The organism is Sphingobacterium sp. BIGb0165, assembly GCF_024810095.1.
GTDB classification, from domain to species: Bacteria; Bacteroidota; Bacteroidia; order Sphingobacteriales; family Sphingobacteriaceae; genus Sphingobacterium; species Sphingobacterium detergens.
This window is the reverse complement of record NZ_JANUEB010000002.1, coordinates 249,217-267,043: the sequence shown is the minus strand read 5'-3', so window position 1 is coordinate 267,043 and position 17,827 is coordinate 249,217. Positions and strand designations below refer to the sequence as shown.

Genomic DNA, 17,827 nt, shown 5'->3' with positions numbered 1-17,827 from the left:
GATAATTTCAATTAGAATGTTAATTGAACACCCACAGATGCCGATTTAAAAGTTGGCGTCCCAACTCCAGTACGACCACCGTTGTAATTATTTTTTAACACATCAACAAACATATTCACACCGTCCACAGCCTCCGGATCGATTGGCAGCCCCTTCAACTTATCCCAAGTAAAGAAATTTTCCAACGCAGTGTAAACTCTAAGGTTACTGATACCGATTCGTTTTAAGGTACCTGCCGGAACCGTATAACCGAGCGTCAGATTCTTCACCCGCAGATAAGACATATCTAGTAAATAACGGCTTTGAATCTGCATATTATTGATATCATTTGTTCCACCATTATTAAAAGGAGCCGGATAAAACGCACCTGTACGATCTTTAGTCCAGTAATTTGAAGACATTACCGCTGGCATAGCACCATCTGAAGAATTAAAGCCTGCCTGCGCTAAGAAACCTGTCCCCCATACTTGTCTACTACCTACACCCTGAAAGAATGCCGAAACATCAAATCCTTTAAAATCAGCGCCCAATCTAAAGCCATACTCATATCGCGGGGTTGAATTACCAATAACTTTCAAATCACCATGATCCGCCAATGTTTTCTTACCATTATCGATCTTACCATCTCCGTTCAGGTCCTTGAATTTAACATCACCTGGGCCAAATCGGAATGTAGCGGAATTTTGCACCCAACTTTGGTAAGCTCCATTCGGATCCGACAACTTATTCATTGTCTTACCATCTATAACCGCGGTAACTAAGTCATTTCCATTATAGACGAAATCGCTATTTTGATATAAACGATCTGTTTCATATCCCCAAATTTCGCCATAAGTCTTACCACTATAGTTTTCAGTAACAATCGTTGTTGTTCCATATTCCGTGATAACAGACTTCGCATCAGAAATGTTAGCTCGCAAGTTGATACCTAAGCCATTCTCAAATCGATGATTAAAATCGACAGCAAATTCCCATCCGCGAGTGCGCAATGCTCCAAAATTACCCATCGGAGCTTTAGAACCAAATGTTGGCGCAACACCCTCCATTGGCACAATCATATTCTTTGTATCCCGTTGATACCAATCAAATACAAAACCCAGTTTGTTTTTAAAGAAACGCGCATCAAAACCAACATCTAATGTTGCAATATCTTGCCAACCGATAGCAGATAAAACCGCCGCCGGCGTCCCGACAAACCAATTCCTATCACCGGCATTGCCTATCCATGTAGATTGCGAGTTTTCCATAAAACTTGTGTATAACGCATTGGAAACAGATTGATCCCCAATACTACCCCAAGATCCCCGGATTTTCAATTGATTCATAAAATCACTAGACCAATCCATAAAAGACTCTTGCGACACTACCCATCCCGCGGACACCGATGGATACCACTTCCATCTTAAGTTTGTCGGGAATTTTGAAGACCCATCTCTACGCAAATTAGCCTCAAAAAGATATTTATCTTTATAAGCATAATTCACACGACCGAAGAAACCGATTTGTGATTCCCAAAATTTCGCACCCGATCCAGTCACAGTTCCTGAACCAAATGTCAATTGCGGATTCTTAATATCTAGCAATTTAGTAACTTGAGTCCAAGAATTTTCTGTTTTCTCCGCGATACGGTTTAGACCTAACATAAATTTAAAATCATGACCACCATCAAGATTTAAATTATACGTCGTAAAAGCGTTGATCGTGTGACGTAGAATATTTGAATTATCCCTGCGGTAATGATCCGGATTAGCTCCGGATGCTGTATATGTAAAATAGTCTAAATCATATGCTGGCACAGCACCTGTAGCTGAAGCATCTACATAGTTACCCGATCCATCCACATATCTCTGATTGCCAGCAGCATCTAATTTTTTCACTGGTGCACCCCATGAATTACCAGCAGTAAAACGAGTTCCCGGCTGGTTCCAGAGCATTTCTTGATTTGACAACGTATAATCAAAATCAAGCTTCCAGTTTTTCATAAAGTTTACAGTAGCACCTGCATTAAAATTCATGTAATTCTTCACTTGACTGGCAACATTTGCCGCCCCAGTCTCATAGGCCGGGCTACGGATCGGATCGCCGTCACCATCATTTCCGTACGGATACAATGAGCTCCATCGATACATATAAAGCCACGGATCAGCCGTGGTTGAATTTGTTGCATAAGGATACTGTTTATTCGTCCGGGAATAGATGGCACCTGCACGCGCTGTAATATACTTGTTCAATTCACTTGTAACTCTTACTGACGCATTGTAACGCGAGAATTGATCTGTATTTGTTTTTAACATACCGGACTGATCGAGCATCCCCAACCCAACATTATAACCCGTTTTACCAGTCTTCCCTGACAGTGACAGATTATGCTGCTGTGTCGGAGCCCATTCACGAATCATATAATCAAATGGATCGTAAGTCCTGACACCATATTTATATCCTGTAGCAGGATCAAAATACCAGTCACGCTCATATAAGGTTGGATCATCTTTACCAATAGAACCGCCATACTTTTCCTGCCATTCGACAGCTCTCTTGTAGCTCTCTTCGTTGATTTTATAGAAAGCCCCAACAAAATTGTTTCCTTCTCGTTTTCCAGCATCCAACGAATACCTCAAAGCATCCACTGTCCCCATTTCATATTTCTTGAATGGATTCTGAAAAGAGAAATTATTGGAATAACTGATTGTATTGCTTTCCGTTTTAGCCCCCTGCTTAGTCGTTATCAGAACAACACCAAATGCCGCCTTAGCACCATAAATAGAAGAAGCAGCAGCATCTTTTAAAACAGTAATTGACTCAATATCATCAGGATTGACAACATTAATGCTTGGGATTTCAACATTATCCAATAAGATCAATGGATTGCTAGATCCATTAATAGATCCTATTTGTCCCCGGATCTTAATTGTCGGATCAGATCCAACCTCGCCATTAGGTATAGTAACGCTCAAACCTGGCGTACTCCCTTGCATTGCCCGACCAGCGTCAGCAATTGGCCGCCCCTGCATCGTCTCTTTAATATTAATAGAAGCAACTGCTCCTGTCAAATTACCTTTCTTTTGTGTACCATAACCGACAACAACAACCTCTTCCAAGGATTGATTATCATCCACCAACGTCACATTAACTGTATTTGACGTGACAGTAACATCTTGCGCAACATACCCAATGGATGAAAAACGCAGCTTACTTCCCACAGCGGCTGTAATCTTGAAATGCCCCTGTGCATCGGTTTTAGTAGACGCGGTCCCGCCAATGACAGAAACGCTTACTTCTGAGACTGGGCCTTTTCCATCCGTTACAGTACCTTGCACCGTATTTTGAACCGAAGTCTTCGATGAAGAGCGAAGAAGAGCACTTGTCAAGTTAGCACTGCTCAAAGCGCCCTCTTTCTTTACGAAAGAATAGGATTCAGAAGGAAAACTCAATCCAAGAGCAACAGAAAATAGTACAAATTTTCTCATTGATTATAGAGTTTTAAAAATAAATGATTCTAGTTAGTATTGTTTATTCGTTAGTATTGTTCGCAATAGGTTATTCAAAATCGCTATACAACAGGTACTTTTTACGCATTTGCTTGTAAACCTTCAAGTCTGCAGCCCAAGAAGCCCGAATCTGCCCCTCGGATTCTCCATCCATAATTTGTTTGCGCAATTTATCTGTCCCAGCTAGCTTATCAAAAAATTCTGGTCGAGCAAAAAACGTAGTCTTATCCGGTGTCTTATTATAAAAATCCAGCAAGTATTTTAGTGTAAATTTTTGTTTATCAGGAATCAGGCTACGTATGTCGATACCATAATTCATGGCGCCTTTTCCCTCTACATGCTTTGACATACCATGACGTTCACCTGGAGTAAACGTAAAAGATCCATAAACAGGATTTGTATATCCCAACACCTGAAAGGGCCAGTCTGTACCACGACCTACCGAAATATCTGTACCCTCAAACAAACAGAGGGAGAGATATAAGCGTACCGAAAGCTGATTGGGTAAGCTTGGCGATGGAATAACAGGCAGATCATACATCTTCTTGTGATTCCAGTTTTGCACTTTTACAACCTGCACATCAGCCTGACGCCCATTCTCCAGCCATTTCTCGCCATTAATCATCTGCGCGAGTTCACCAATGGTCAATCCATGAATCATGGCAATTTTATGCCAGGAAACATCTGACTTAAATTTATCATCATGGCGCACAGGCCCATCTACCTGATCTCCGTTTGGATTAGGGCGATCCAAAACAATAAGTTTCTTATTGTGCTTCGCACATAATTCCATGACACGGTGTAAAGAAGTAATATACGTATAGAAGCGTGCTCCCACATCCTGTAAGTCAAAAATCATCACATCGATGGAATTGACAATCGAATCTTGTTTTTTATTACCACCGTAAAGAGTAAATAAAGGTAATCTAGTTTTTTGATCAATATCGTTTCCAAATTTCTCTCCACGCTCAACATTCCCACGAAAACCATGTTCCGGAGCGAAAGCAAACTTCAGATCTACTTTATTTTCAAGCAAAACATCCACTAAATGCTTTTTATCGTCCCCTACAATGGAAGTTTGATTCCCCATAATACCGACTTTTTTGCCTTTTAGTTGCGGCAAATACAGCGACAATTGATCCGCCCCAGGAATAATAGTAGTACCGACACTCCCTTTTACATCATCCATAACATTCGTTTCATTCAGGACAACGGTTCTTCGTGCATAACCACAAGAAGCCAGAGAGAGAAGAGAGACCACGAAGGTTAATTTTAGTAAGGTATGTTTCATCATAAATAGACCATTAGACCATGCATAAAATGCAGTTTTATGCATGAATAATTGAAAATCAGGATAAAAGTAAGTAGATTTTTTCGTTTTATAAACGAAACAAATTAAAAAACGCAAAATAAAGTAAGTGTTCACTAAGTATCCTACCCAAGCCTTCAAGATTAAAAAGCCCTATATTCGACTAAAAAATAAGAAAAAAGACATTTTCGTAAACAAAAAACACCTCAAATATATCTTTTAAAAAAACATATGCATTAAACAGGTTGTCAAAAAAACACTCACAATAAAGCATAATAACGCACATCTTTACCCTAACCGCACCCCAATAAAAAAGTCGGAAGAAATCCTTCCGACTTTTTTACGCAATCTATTTTAATCGATATTACTTCATTTTCACAAAACCAACTCCATTTAAACTACCAATCATGCTCACAGGCGGCTTATTCACAATGTTCCACGACGCCAGTCCAACCGAACCTGCAGAAAGCTGCCGCTGAGCCATTACACTAGCACCACCACTATTAACCACAAAAGCATCATAAGAGCCGATAGCCTTCATTATCCGAGCCAAATCATTAAAAGTTACCCCCACTGAAAAACTACTATTTGCCCCATCTACGACAACAGCATATAAGGTAGATCTATCAGAAGATAAGCCAAGAGCTGTATTTGCCTGCACCACTGCCGAAGTAGACACAATAACGCTCCCTCTATACTGCAGCCAGCCTGTCCCAGAAATCAAACCTTTGAATTTATTAATATCATAAGGTTCAAAATTAAACTGCAAAGTATCAAAACAATTTCCAATGTACGCTACCCCGTCAGATTGAACAGCAAAGAACGGCCTGGTCTTTTCCTTTCCTGAAGTGGTAGAAATATTGATCTTACGCCCATTTTTTATATAGGAATAAGTAGCAGTAGTAGCCCCATTAATCGCAGCCAGGATCTCCCCTCCAGATGAAACCTCATTATATTTAGCCATATCCGAAACCGGCTGCGCGACATAAAGATGATCATCGAACGAACTCATCACATAAGGAACAATCTTTTTCTTGAGATCTATCTCTAAGATTTGAATACTCGTCGGTTGATTTAATTTATTGAGAAACCGAATATGGGTCCTTTCTAATCCATCAGCCAGACTAACTGTAGAATCCATCTGAAAAACCCCAACCACATCTGCCTGATTCATAATTTTCTGGGTAATTTTTTCGATTTTATCGTCTGGAGGAATAACATCTTCTGGCACAAGCCCTTCTTTTTTATCATCAAATTTAGGATAATCATCCCTTTTCTTACAGGAAACAAAAGAGATCAAAAACAAGACAAACATCAAGCTGATCTTAATTGGGCAATATAATATATTCTTTTTCATAACTATCGGACTAAGAAAAATGACAGATAAGGCTTCATAATCGCTGTCGTAAATCCATTATAGCCTAACGCATACACAGTATAGGACCTTCTATCAAGAACGGCCCCCGCATTCGAATAAAACGCAATAACCGAAGCATTTGTAACTGGAGCACCAGCAGGTCGGATCTTCCAGGTCCTCGTCGCAATACGATTCAATTCAAAATAAGGACTGCTCTCGAGATATTGGATATTTTTTGCGACCAAAGAATCTTGGGTCGGCTCAGCGGCAGTTGCCGCTGCCCCGTAATACAAGTCTATCGCAGGAACATTAGGCATCAGATTCGTGAATCGATAACGAGCCTGCGTAGAGTCTGGCCGGGACAAATCTTCTTCATTCAAAATCATCCTGGTATTACTAGCTGTATCGGTCACATGTAATGTATACCTTTTTCCTGCCTCGAAATTCACCTGCGTTTCATACAGAACTATTGAGTCCCGACCATCATCCATACGATAGGGAAGCCCCACCTGAACCTTAATATTACCAGCCTTATATTTCAAAAAATCAGGCCGAGAATCCCCTCTTGTATTATAACCACCACCCGGAAATGGCTCTCGCCCCCTGATTAGCGAAGTAACCCGTTGTCCATCAAATTTAACATACATATAGCGATCATCAGGATAAATTGAAGCCATATTTATTTTAACGATAACATCACTACTACCCAAGAACTCCACTTGACCGAAGTCTTGAATAGATTTTTTACAAGCAACCATTCCAAATGCCGCTAGTCCAAAAAATATAGTTTTATATAAAAATCTCATAATGTTCAATCTATTTTCATCAATTCTCAGCAGTAACAAACCAGGTTGGTTTAGTAACATATTCAGGCTCCAATGCGCCCCAACGATCCAATTCTTTTTCATTCCAGACATACTCTGAATTATAACGCGGCCGCACCCTGTAACAATAATCATTATAAGTAAGCTGACTGCCACTTAATGGAATATACTGTCTAAATACTTCTGGACTGTAACGATATTTCCTAAGATCACACCATTGCTCTAAGCCTCCCCATCCCCATTGCACAATATATTTCTGCCCCATAATATCAGCCAAAGTCAAGTCTGCAGCAGATTTTGCAACTTCCCCTCCTTCCAGATAAGCCTTCATATCATTCAGCGAAATCGCAACTTCTTTATTATCTATATATTTATTCACAAAGTTCATATGTGCCACAATTCCTTTTTGATAAGCATCATAAGCTCCAGATTTATCTCCTTTAACAAACAGCGCTTCAGCTTTCACCAATTGCAATTGCGCATGTGTCATTAAGGGAAAATCGACCGTATTTCTAAAGATAAATTTCCCCTGATAGGTATTGTTCACAAATTCTCCAAGAATATTTGGCACGGTACTATTCGTAACATTTGGCTCCCCGCCGATATAAATACTATCCCTCACATTATTTATCATCAGCATGCGGGACAAACGAGGATCAGTAGATGATTTTGGATTCTCAATTGGCGCACCACGAAGTCCCCCCGTAAGATAACTGACAATAGGCTTCCCCGCACGGTTATAATAGGAAGTTGTATAGATTCCAAACAAAGCGCTTACCACATTCGCATTCGCAGACTTATCTCCAGTAAACTTGACTCCGGCATCGTCTGCTATAGATTGAAAGGACAGGTCAACAAATTTTGCCACTGAATCAGCATATTTACTTTTAAAATCCTGCTTATTGACCAAATGAATATATTGTATCGCTTTCAAACCGTACACAAAACGCCGCCACTGCTCCATATTACCCCGATATAAATTATCTCCTTTTATAGAATTCAATGAAGCACTATAATCTATCGGACTCTTTTTATCGAGGTATAACAATGCCGAATCACACCATTGCCTTACTTTTGCATAGACCTCTGGTTGGTCATTGTATTTGAACGAAAGTTGGTTTGAGCGAAATGCCTCATCTAGGATAACCGGCCCATGATAGTCCGTCAGAGATTGGTACCCCCAAGCTTTTATCGCATAACCAATCGCCGCATACTCATATTTTTCATTTTCCAGCGCATCTTTTATCATACGCTCCAGATTCAATCCCAGATCAAAATACACCATACGCCACATGACACCCCCAACATCACTTCTTTCCGGAAAACCATGTTTTTCCCAAATTTTGGAAGAAACATCACTACTCCCGCCAAGAATTGTCTGATTAAATTTATTCATCTGACGCTGATCCTGCGAATATCCACTTGCCATCTGCGCTATAATAGGCGCTAATAACAACTCAGCTTTCACCAACTGAGGATTAGACGGATTTTCATTTATATCCAGGTATTTTCTGCAACCACTCATCAGCACGAGTACGGCAACAACGATTATATAGAAACGTTTACGCATCTCTTTTTCCTCCTATAATTTTAAAGTAAGACCAAAGTTAAAACCCCTAGGTTTCGCCATGTTTCCAAAGTCGATACCATAACCACCAATACCACCTAAGCCAGGGGTATTCATATTACTTTCAGGATCTAATCCTGTATAATTTGTAAACAAAAAAACATCAGTAGCTGTAAAAAACACGCTCAGACCAGCTTGTGCTCCAATTTTTCGTGTCAGATGCTTCGGCAGGTTATACCTCAACGTAACATCACGTAAACGCACCGTATAGATGTCCTTTTCTATAAACATCTGCGGCTCTGTATTGACCGTATAATACCCAGAAGAGGAATAAGGAGTCACAGCAATCCTATTAATTGTTGGATTTTCGCTATTCTGCAAACCATCCTCCAGCACCCCTGCAATCACCCTTGGCTCCTCTCTATTCAACGTTTTAGAGGACATACCATTAATATACAACCTATAATCCAAACCATTCAATACATCTCCACCTTTCCGCCAGTCCCACAAAAATGTAAGGTAAAAATCTTTATAGGTTAATTTATTGACTATTCCAAGCGTAAAATCAGGGATTCGATCTCCAATAGGATAATAACGATCCGTACCCGCTATTGGCAGGCCTGTTTGCGCATTGATCAAAACATCTCCACGATCATTTCTTTTGAATCGGGTACCCGTCAAAGTACCAATACTATATCCAGGAACCACTCCAGAACGAACACCCCCCAATACCTGCGTATCCGATTCATAAAGCTCCGGAAGGTCCTCCGCCAGCGACAGCACCTTACCTTTATACTGTGTAAAGTTGAACGTTAGATCCCATTTTAGATTATCCCTTCTGATCGGGTTAATCGTTGTCTGCAATTCCGTACCATAAGTTTTCACCTCGCCTCCATTCATCATGCGCAGTACAAATCCGGAACCATAACTCAATCTAGGCATAATAATCTGGCCGGTACTTAACCTGTTAAAATAACTAAAATCAAAGGTCAACCTACGATCCAACAACGCCAGCTCTAAACCTGTTTCAAAATCCCTCGTTTTTTCCGCCTTCAAATTAGGGTTCCCGCCATTGACGCCATAAGCAAACCCGCCCCCTGTCGTATTCTTTGGTTCAAAATTTGAGAGTGTATAGTAACTCTTATACGGCGCTTTTCCTGTAGTACCTACTGAAATCCGATACTTTCCATTGGTCATCCAAGAAACCTTATCCTTGAAAAAATCCAGATCAGTAAAATTAAAAGCCAATGAAGCAGAAGGATAGGCAAAATATGGATTATTAGGCATCATACGCGAGGCCGCATCCAAACGCCCCGTCAAATTCAGATAAACCATATCGTTTAAATATCCAAATCCGCTCTGCGCCATAAATCCTACTGTTCGAAAATTTGCTGCAGCACTCCTTACAAGTCTTGAACTTGGAAATGTATTATTAATACTATAAAAATCCGGATCATAAAAATCCTCGCCATATTGTGAATTTGTCAAAAAGTCATAGTCTTTAAATTCAGCACCTAGATTTGCACGAAAAGAAAAGTCCTTTGATAAATTCTTTTTTACATTTGCCATGAACGAGCCCGAAAGAATACGTCCGTTTACTGTGTATTCATTAATAGAACCATTCCTCATAGCAGTACTAGAACCAGAACCCGAAAAAGATTGTGGATGATACACACTCTGTCCTAGTGTATTTGAAAAATCGATACCGATAATCCCATTCAAGCTCAACCAGCTGTTTGCGCGATAGGAGATATTGGAGGTCGCAAGCACACGATTAACGACGTCATACGCTGTATTCCGATAAACATCCCAAAAAGGATTATCTCTTTCATTAAAAATATCGGAATTATGAAGCACCCGATTGCCCTTATCATCTATCCAATCGCGTACATCAAAAATCGGATTGAAACTCATTAATGTCATCAGATAGCCAGAAGCCCCCCGTCTAACCTTATCATTTTTTGAATAAATATAATTCAATGAGGTATTGAACTCTAATTTGTCGCCAAACTTAGCCGTGCTGTTTAACCGTGTTGAAAAACGTTTATACAAGGTATTGGGCACTACACCGGTATTGTTATTATATTCATTTGACCAGCGATAAGTTACTTTTTCGGTTCCTCCTTCAAAAGCCAAACTATGTTTTTGATTATAACCTGTGGTGAAGAAATTTTTCACATTATCTTCATAGATATGAACACCTTCGGGATAGCGCGGACCAAGTGCAGTCGACGCTGTTCCATCATAGGAACCATTCAACCCTTGCGCATACACATACTGTCTTTCAGGAAATTTATTAACGCTTTCAACACGTCCCGAGAAGGTATAATTCGCCGTGAACTTGCCAGCTTTTCCTTTTTTTGTGGTAATTAAAATTGCGCCACCAGCACCTTGACTACCAAACTGAGCTGTAGCTTCAGGTCCCTTCAAAACTGTATAGGTCTCGATATCATCTGGATTGATATCCATAGCTCTATTGGAATAATCCAAACTCTGGTTAGCCCCATTACTTGCAAGATCATTCTCATTGATGGTAGAATTATTGATCGGTATCCCATCTACAACAATAAGCGCATTATTATCTCCTGATATGGATGCAAACCCTCTAAGTACAATTTGCGCGGAAGCACCGGGCAAACCACTTGTACTATTAATAGATAAACCTGGGACACGACCTTGGAGGCCTTGAAAAAAGGATTCCCGTTGGGTATCTGAGACATCCTCACCAGAAACAATTGGCGTTGAATACCCTAAGGACTTTCTATCCCTCTTGATACCATAGGCAGTCACGATGACCTCGTCTATTGCAGCACTGTTATCAGAGAGAACAACATTAATTACCGATCGACCCTGAATATTCTGTTCGGTAGACGTATAGCCTACAGATCGAAAAATCAATGTCGCACCGTCACTTACTGTAATTTTGTAAGCACCGATAGAACTGGTAGCAGTTTGCGTGTTCTTTCCTTTTTCTTGAACAGTAACGCCTTTTAACGCTTCACCTTTTGTATCAGTCACTTTACCTGTAATGACTTTTTGGGCAAAAGCAGTACAGTACATACATAGTAAGCTCATTAGCAAGAGCAGACTTCTTTTCATACTTAAACAATTTAATTCGTTAACTAGGTTTTATAACTTTAAAACTCCCTTTCCCAGCAAGTAGCTAAGAGTGGGAAATTTCTCAAATCCTCAATTATTTACAAAATGAATCTCAGGCAAAATATTGGTTTATATATTTCTTTAATCAAATATAGCATAAAAACGCATATATTAAAACAAAAAATAGATTTAAAACGCGCAATAACGAAAAAAGCCGAATAAACAGGATTTATTCGGCTTAATAACGTAAAAAAAATAACCTACGGCATTTTATTTAATTGCAAATCAACCAAACGCCCTCTCAAAGAATACATAAATTTATCTCCTGGATCATCTTTCCCAGTGATGTATTTTGGATCAGTTTCCTTCCACCAGGAAGTTTTTTTAAAGCGTTGATATTCATGGTGCCCGATCACGTATTCAATAGCATATTTTTTACTAAGATAGCGGATCAGTTCTTCATTTGCTTTCAACTGCGCATCCGTCAAAGGATTCTGGCGACTGCCTATATTTTCGATACCGATTGCACAATAATTGAGACCAATGGTATGCCGAGCAAAGATAGTATCGGGCAGAAATTGATAGATTGTTCCGTCACGGTCGATTACAAATTGAGAAGATACATTCAAAGGACTCGCCTTGGTCAGCTCAGGTCTGCCGGGCAATTTCACAGGATTGAAGGTGTTGAATGTTGCTTTTACACTATTGTTAGCTGTCCAATGCACGACAACCATTTTAGGCTGTATTGTCGCTGCAGCTTGACTTAGCCCATGTCTATTTTTCAGATAATCCAGAGACAGCTGTATACGCTCTTGATTCCAGGTGATTGGCTTTTGAACAATCTTGGGTGATTGGGCAAAAAGAAAAAATGGAAATGCTGCGAAGAAAAATTTAATAAAGTATTTCATCGAAAAAAGTATTAGATAAAGAAAGCCGCAATTGCGGCTTTCAAATTTAAACTATTCTTTAGTATCCCACCAAACCGGAAATGACCATATATCGTCATTCAACGCATTTGGATGAGATGCTTTTAAATTATCGGAATTATAGTTGATCTCATGCGAAACCTGGCGCACTCTCCTAAACTGCTTTCCTGATGGTATTTTCGTCTGTGCTGCTGCTGTGACCGTGTACTCGTACGGAACAGCCCATCCTGGATATACCGAATTGCTAAAATCGTAGCGACGCATATCATTCCAGTTTTGCTGCGAGAAAGAAAGCGTAATAAATTTTTGCGTCATAATTTTAGCCAGCGTAATATTTCCAGCTGTACCTATACCATTGTTCAGGAAATTATCGATCTTAACCTGTGTCATCGGCGACTTGCTCGGACTGGCATCTGCATAGGAATTCAGCTTTATATTCATTAAGTCAATATGTGCTTTAATCCCAGCTTTATAGGCATCAAAGGCACCAGCTTTATCTCCCTTATTAAATAAGACCTCAGCTTTAATAAAGCACATCTCAGGGTAGGCAACCAGATGGGTAGGTGCATCTGGACGCGAATAAAATGTCCCCGAAGCAGCGACGGTACCGTCTTTCCACTTATAGATATCCGACACATCACTGTCATACCCTTTGGAGCTACTCTTTATGGAAACGTACACGGTATCTCCCCAACGCGCCGTATTAGCGCTGTTAATATACCAGGAATGTGGGGCTACCGTACGGCCATTACTCTGAATAGCCACATCCTTATCGTTATAAGAGGATGCAATAGGCCCCGAATTCATACGTATAGTGGACTGCATATCCACCCCCTTAGACCGGATCATCTTTTTTGGATAGCCGTACTCTGCCCAAGGCAATAATTTGTCCGCCCGCGGATCCTCTACACCTTTATTGTCAAAATTGGTCAATAAATTTTCATACCACCTAGTAACCAAGGTATTGGTATTCATACCCGCATTATTAAAAACGATAGACGTTTTTACAGGATCTGCAAATAAGATATCCCCGATATTATCAGTCGCATCATCCATATGGGCAATTACTGTGCTTTCTCCAACCGAAGTAGCAGCCTTACCTAACGCTGCCAATACATCATCTGGCTTGTATAAAGCACTCTTTTTCGATAAATTATTTAACCACCTTGCTTTAAGCCCATAACACATTTTTAACCATTTACCGACATCACCACCATTCCAGCTATCACCAGCTGACAAAGGCGCCGCAGTACCCGGCTGAGTCATATTAAAAAATTCAATGGCTTTATCAATGTCAGCAAGACAACCTTCGAAGATTACTTTTCCACCATCAAACTTTGGCGTTATAATGGTACCCAAGGCCTCCGTATATGGCATTTCACCGTACCAATCTGTCATCAGCATAAAACCCATCGCACGGATAGCGTGCAATGCACCAAGATAATGGTAGGCCTTATCGGCCGTAGCTTTATCTTCCATATCCTTAAAATTAGCCCCTGCTCCAACAAAGAAAAACTGATAGGGCGTGGTAGACATACCTGCCGCAGGATTCCAGCCAGCAATCATACTATTTGATGCCGTACCATTGACAAATGTCAATTGCTGTGTCACAAAACCAGCACGTGTTCCCGCTGTCCCTTGCGCATACATATAATAATGTTGTATCCAGGCCAGGCGACTTTGCACCGAAGCAACAGTACTCGACGGGGTATTGGGATCCACATTGATATCCAACCAATTTTTACTACAGGACGAAAATAAAGTTAGAACCAACAGAAATGAGATTATTCTCTTATATTTATTCATGACTTTTCTATCTTAAAATCTAAAATTTAAACCAAACATAACACCAGCAGTACTCGGCACGCCGTTGTAATCAATACCGACCGAACTGGATCCTGTTACGCCAGACCCCGCAGCAGAGGCTTCCGGGTCGAGACCTTTATAATTAGTCAGCAACCAGAGGTTAGTGCCAGTCAAGGTCGCTGTAAGACCTTTAACCACTTTGGAAACACCAGCATTCTTCAGTACACCATCCGAAAAGTTATAGGACATCGAGATATTCCGCAAGCGTAACCAGTTAGTCTTCACCATAAAGTTCGCACTTTCGCGGGCATAAAAATCACTCCAATAATCTTGAATAATCTTCCGTCCACTTGTTGACACACCTTTAATATCATACATTTGATCCGCTAAAAATGTAAATGTTTTATCTTCATACACCGGCGCATCATTTGTTCCACCGTTACGGATCGCACCGTTTAACACCAACTGATCGCGATCCTCGGTCCGCTTGCTCATCCCATTGATTGTCATCGCATAATCTGTACCGTTATAGATATCGCCACCTATACGGAAATCAAACAAGAAAGACAGATTAAAATTTTTGTAGGTCAAGCTATTATTGAATCCGCCCGTCAACTTAGGTTCACGATTTCCAATATTATACGTCGTCTGGTTGTCACTAGTCGGCATACCGGTATTGGCATCCAGAACAACTTTTCCATCCGTTGTGCGCGTCCATTGCGAACCTGAAATCCCCATAAAATTCCCTCCGTTAAAGGATGCAGCTTTCGCGTTCCCTACCTGTACGTCTGTGACATACAAAATGTTGACACCAGCAAGCAAGTTGTCTACCGTCCCTTTATTCCTGGACATATTTAACGTAGATTCCCAAACAAAGTCATTTTTCAAAATCGGCTTACCAGTTAAGGACAACTCCATTCCTTTATTGTAGATATCTCCACCGTTGACAGAGATAAAAATATAACCTGTAGACTGTCCCAAACGTGGAGACAGAATCTGGTTATAGGAATTATTGGTATAGTAGGCATAATCTACACCCAATCGCCCTTTAAAGAAACGCAATTCAGCACCGACTTCAAACGAACCTGTTGTTTCGGGTTTCAAAAACGGATTACCTTTCTGCCAGTTATTTCCCGCACCGACAATTCCGCCTAAATATTCAACAGGCTTCCAGAGATAGGTATTAGTCACATACGGATTTGCATCTTTACCCACGCGAGCCCAGGAAGCTCTCAGCTTCCCAAAATCCAACCAATCTGGACGACTGTCTTTCATGAGTTCGGTAAACACGAAGCTACCCCCGATGGATGGATAAAAATAAGATCTATTATCCACTGGCAGTGTTGAAGTCCAGTCATTTCTTCCAGTGACATTCAAAAACAACATATTTTTATAGGAAGCCCTTAACTCACCATACAGACCAAACAGGCGTTTTTTTGTATTGTTCACCGCAAACTGTTTATTCGCCGCAGCAATATTTTCGAAACTGTAAAAATTGTCTACCTCAAAATGATAGCCCATTCGGCGGTTTGTTGTCGTTTTGGTCTGCTCCGAGAAAAATCCTACTAAAGCCCCTAGATCAAAATCCCCTACCTTTTTATTGAAATTGGACATGATATTGGAAGACCAATAATTGTATTTGAAATCACTTTCCGACATCATCCCTTTTTGCCAAGGTTTCTTAATCGCACCACCTTCACCGATAATGGTCGAGTTTTTGGTCAGATAGCTATCCATCCCGACACGATAGGTAAGGTTCCACCAATCAAAAATAGGCATCGTAGCATTGATGCTACCCGTGATACGCTCGGTGTTATCGCCCAAAATATTTTTATTGATTGTCCAGTATGGATTTTCGATATCAGATTCCAGTGGCTGGCGGCCTTCAAACATCCGATACTTCGACCCGTCATCATTGAGGTATTTCTTCATATTATCACTACGGGACCAACTGTACAGCGATTCCATTGCACCGGTTCCACCAGAGCCCCATAGACCTGCGGAGGTTAATGTTTTGTCTGTATTAGCAAGTGAATATCCGACATTTGCTCCCACAGTCAACTTGCCAAATTTCTGATCGCCATTAAAACGGAATGTGGTTTTATCAAAGCTCGTATTTGGCACTATCCCTTTTTGGTCAAAGCGAGAACCAGACAAATAGAAGGATCCATTTTTACTTCCCCCCGATAAATTAACCGTATTATCAAATACCGTTGAATGCTGAAAAAAATCTTTCACGTTGTTATACACGATATCATTATTTCCAAATTTTTCACCCCAAGATTGAGTTGTATAATCATCCAATACGCCTGCACTATTGTAATAGCCACGTTTATATTTCCCTTGTTGCTCTGGCAACCGATTAACCCAATTATTTGAAAATCTACTTGAAAAACCGATTTCAGTCCGGCCTTCTTGTCCTTTTTTTGTGGTAATGATAATAGCTCCCGCAGCTGCTCTCGATCCATATAGTGCCGCTGCAGCGGGTCCCTTTAATACAGACACGTTATCGATATCTTCGGGATTAATATCCATAACACGATTACTATTAGAAGTAGATGTAGCCTGAGCTCCATCGAAAGCACTATTCCCGCCGATTACTGTAGAGTTATCATAAATTACACCATCGACAACAAATAAAGGTTGATTATCTCGCTCCAATGAAGTACCGCCCCTTAAAATAATTTGCGCCCCCGCACCAGCTGAACCAGAAGCTTGTGTGACATTAACCCCAGCAATCTTCCCTGCTAAAGAATTCACAACGTTGGCCGTCTTATTCTTCATCAATTCATCCGACTTGATATCCTGAACAGCATAACCTAAGGCTCTCTTCTCTTTTTTAATTCCCATTGCCGTGACAACAACCTCTTCTAAGGCTTCTTCGCTTCCCGCAAGAGCGATGTTAATAGTAGCATCTGACCCCACAAGCTGCTGCCGTTCTTTCGAACCCACGGCCCTAAAAATCAAAATATCACCGGGCTCGGCTTTGATTGTGAAACTTCCATCTGGATTGGTTTGCGTATTGATAGGTTTACCTTTGATGCTTACTGTAACATTTGCCATAGACCCACCATCTGAGGCATTTGTTACCTTACCTGTTACCGTTTTGGTTTGAGCCCATAAACTGGTAGATAGCATCACTCCTGAACAGAATAAGAGCAATTTTTTATTCATGGTATTTAGTTAGTTGTTAATAACTGATCATAACGGGAGGTTCCAGCCCGAGGTTTACACCAATTATAATACAATACTATAAAAAGCAGTTTAGTTATGCAAGTTTATGCATAAGTATTTGAAAAAGAAATAAAAATAAACGAACTATCGCACACATCGACACACATAAAACCAATTAAGAAGCACCAAAAACACACAAAACCGCAAAATGTAGCAAAAAAAATACAAAACAACCCTAATAACCTATTTAAAACTCTATATTTATATGAAATAAAAC

9 protein-coding genes are annotated in these 17,827 nt (G+C 40.4%); all 9 read right to left on the bottom strand.

Translation table 11 applies throughout. The annotated features are described in order from the left end of the window. Positions 1-11: 11 nt before the first annotated feature. The gene (locus M2408_RS04880) at positions 12-3,467 is read right to left on the bottom strand and encodes a TonB-dependent receptor (RefSeq protein WP_259179770.1); all 3,456 of its coding nucleotides are present in this window, start codon (positions 3,465-3,467) and stop codon (positions 12-14) included. A 70-nt stretch (positions 3,468-3,537) separates the two neighbouring features. After that, the gene (locus M2408_RS04875; RefSeq protein WP_259179769.1) at positions 3,538-4,782 is read right to left on the bottom strand and encodes a DUF1343 domain-containing protein; all 1,245 of its coding nucleotides are present in this window, start codon (positions 4,780-4,782) and stop codon (positions 3,538-3,540) included. Positions 4,783-5,161: 379 nt separating this feature from the next. Continuing rightward, on the bottom strand, positions 5,162-6,154 hold the full coding sequence (locus tag M2408_RS04870) for a phosphodiester glycosidase family protein (protein ID WP_259179767.1): 993 nt from the start codon (positions 6,152-6,154) through the stop codon (positions 5,162-5,164). A gap of 2 nt (positions 6,155-6,156) precedes the next feature. Beyond that, positions 6,157-6,960: a DUF4397 domain-containing protein gene (locus M2408_RS04865; protein WP_259179765.1), complete on the bottom strand. Its 804-nt coding sequence runs from the start codon at positions 6,958-6,960 to the stop codon at positions 6,157-6,159. A gap of 19 nt (positions 6,961-6,979) precedes the next feature. Further along, positions 6,980-8,548, bottom strand: coding sequence for a SusD/RagB family nutrient-binding outer membrane lipoprotein (locus tag M2408_RS04860; protein ID WP_259179763.1), 1,569 nt, complete (start codon positions 8,546-8,548; stop codon positions 6,980-6,982). 12 nt (positions 8,549-8,560) lie between these two features. Next, a complete protein-coding gene (locus M2408_RS04855; RefSeq protein WP_259179761.1) occupies positions 8,561-11,644 on the bottom strand; it encodes a SusC/RagA family TonB-linked outer membrane protein in 3,084 nt (1,027 codons plus the stop codon). 260 nt (positions 11,645-11,904) lie between these two features. After that, positions 11,905-12,552 carry a peptidoglycan recognition family protein gene (locus M2408_RS04850; RefSeq protein ID WP_259179760.1) on the bottom strand — a complete coding sequence of 216 codons (648 nt, stop codon included), beginning with the start codon at positions 12,550-12,552 and terminating at the stop codon, positions 11,905-11,907. Between the two features lie 51 nt (positions 12,553-12,603). Next, positions 12,604-14,376, bottom strand: coding sequence for a SusD/RagB family nutrient-binding outer membrane lipoprotein (locus M2408_RS04845; RefSeq protein ID WP_259179758.1), 1,773 nt, complete (start codon positions 14,374-14,376; stop codon positions 12,604-12,606). A 12-nt stretch (positions 14,377-14,388) separates the two neighbouring features. Next, entirely contained in the window at positions 14,389-17,550 is a 3,162-nt protein-coding gene (locus M2408_RS04840; protein WP_259179756.1) for a SusC/RagA family TonB-linked outer membrane protein, read from the bottom strand. Positions 17,551-17,827 lie beyond the last annotated feature (277 nt).

What these genes read in the sequence shown, in the direction of transcription:
- M2408_RS04880 (WP_259179770.1), bottom strand. Translation starts at nt 3,467, where the DNA reads ATGAGAAAATTTGTACTATTTTCTGTTGCTCTTGGATTGAGTTTTCCT.
- M2408_RS04875 (WP_259179769.1), bottom strand. Translation starts at nt 4,782, where the DNA reads ATGATGAAACATACCTTACTAAAATTAACCTTCGTGGTCTCTCTTCTC.
- M2408_RS04870 (WP_259179767.1), bottom strand. Translation starts at nt 6,154, where the DNA reads ATGAAAAAGAATATATTATATTGCCCAATTAAGATCAGCTTGATGTTT.
- M2408_RS04865 (WP_259179765.1), bottom strand. Translation starts at nt 6,960, where the DNA reads ATGAGATTTTTATATAAAACTATATTTTTTGGACTAGCGGCATTTGGA.
- M2408_RS04860 (WP_259179763.1), bottom strand. Translation starts at nt 8,548, where the DNA reads ATGCGTAAACGTTTCTATATAATCGTTGTTGCCGTACTCGTGCTGATG.
- M2408_RS04855 (WP_259179761.1), bottom strand. Translation starts at nt 11,644, where the DNA reads ATGAAAAGAAGTCTGCTCTTGCTAATGAGCTTACTATGTATGTACTGT.
- M2408_RS04850 (WP_259179760.1), bottom strand. Translation starts at nt 12,552, where the DNA reads ATGAAATACTTTATTAAATTTTTCTTCGCAGCATTTCCATTTTTTCTT.
- M2408_RS04845 (WP_259179758.1), bottom strand. Translation starts at nt 14,376, where the DNA reads ATGAATAAATATAAGAGAATAATCTCATTTCTGTTGGTTCTAACTTTA.
- M2408_RS04840 (WP_259179756.1), bottom strand. Translation starts at nt 17,550, where the DNA reads ATGAATAAAAAATTGCTCTTATTCTGTTCAGGAGTGATGCTATCTACC.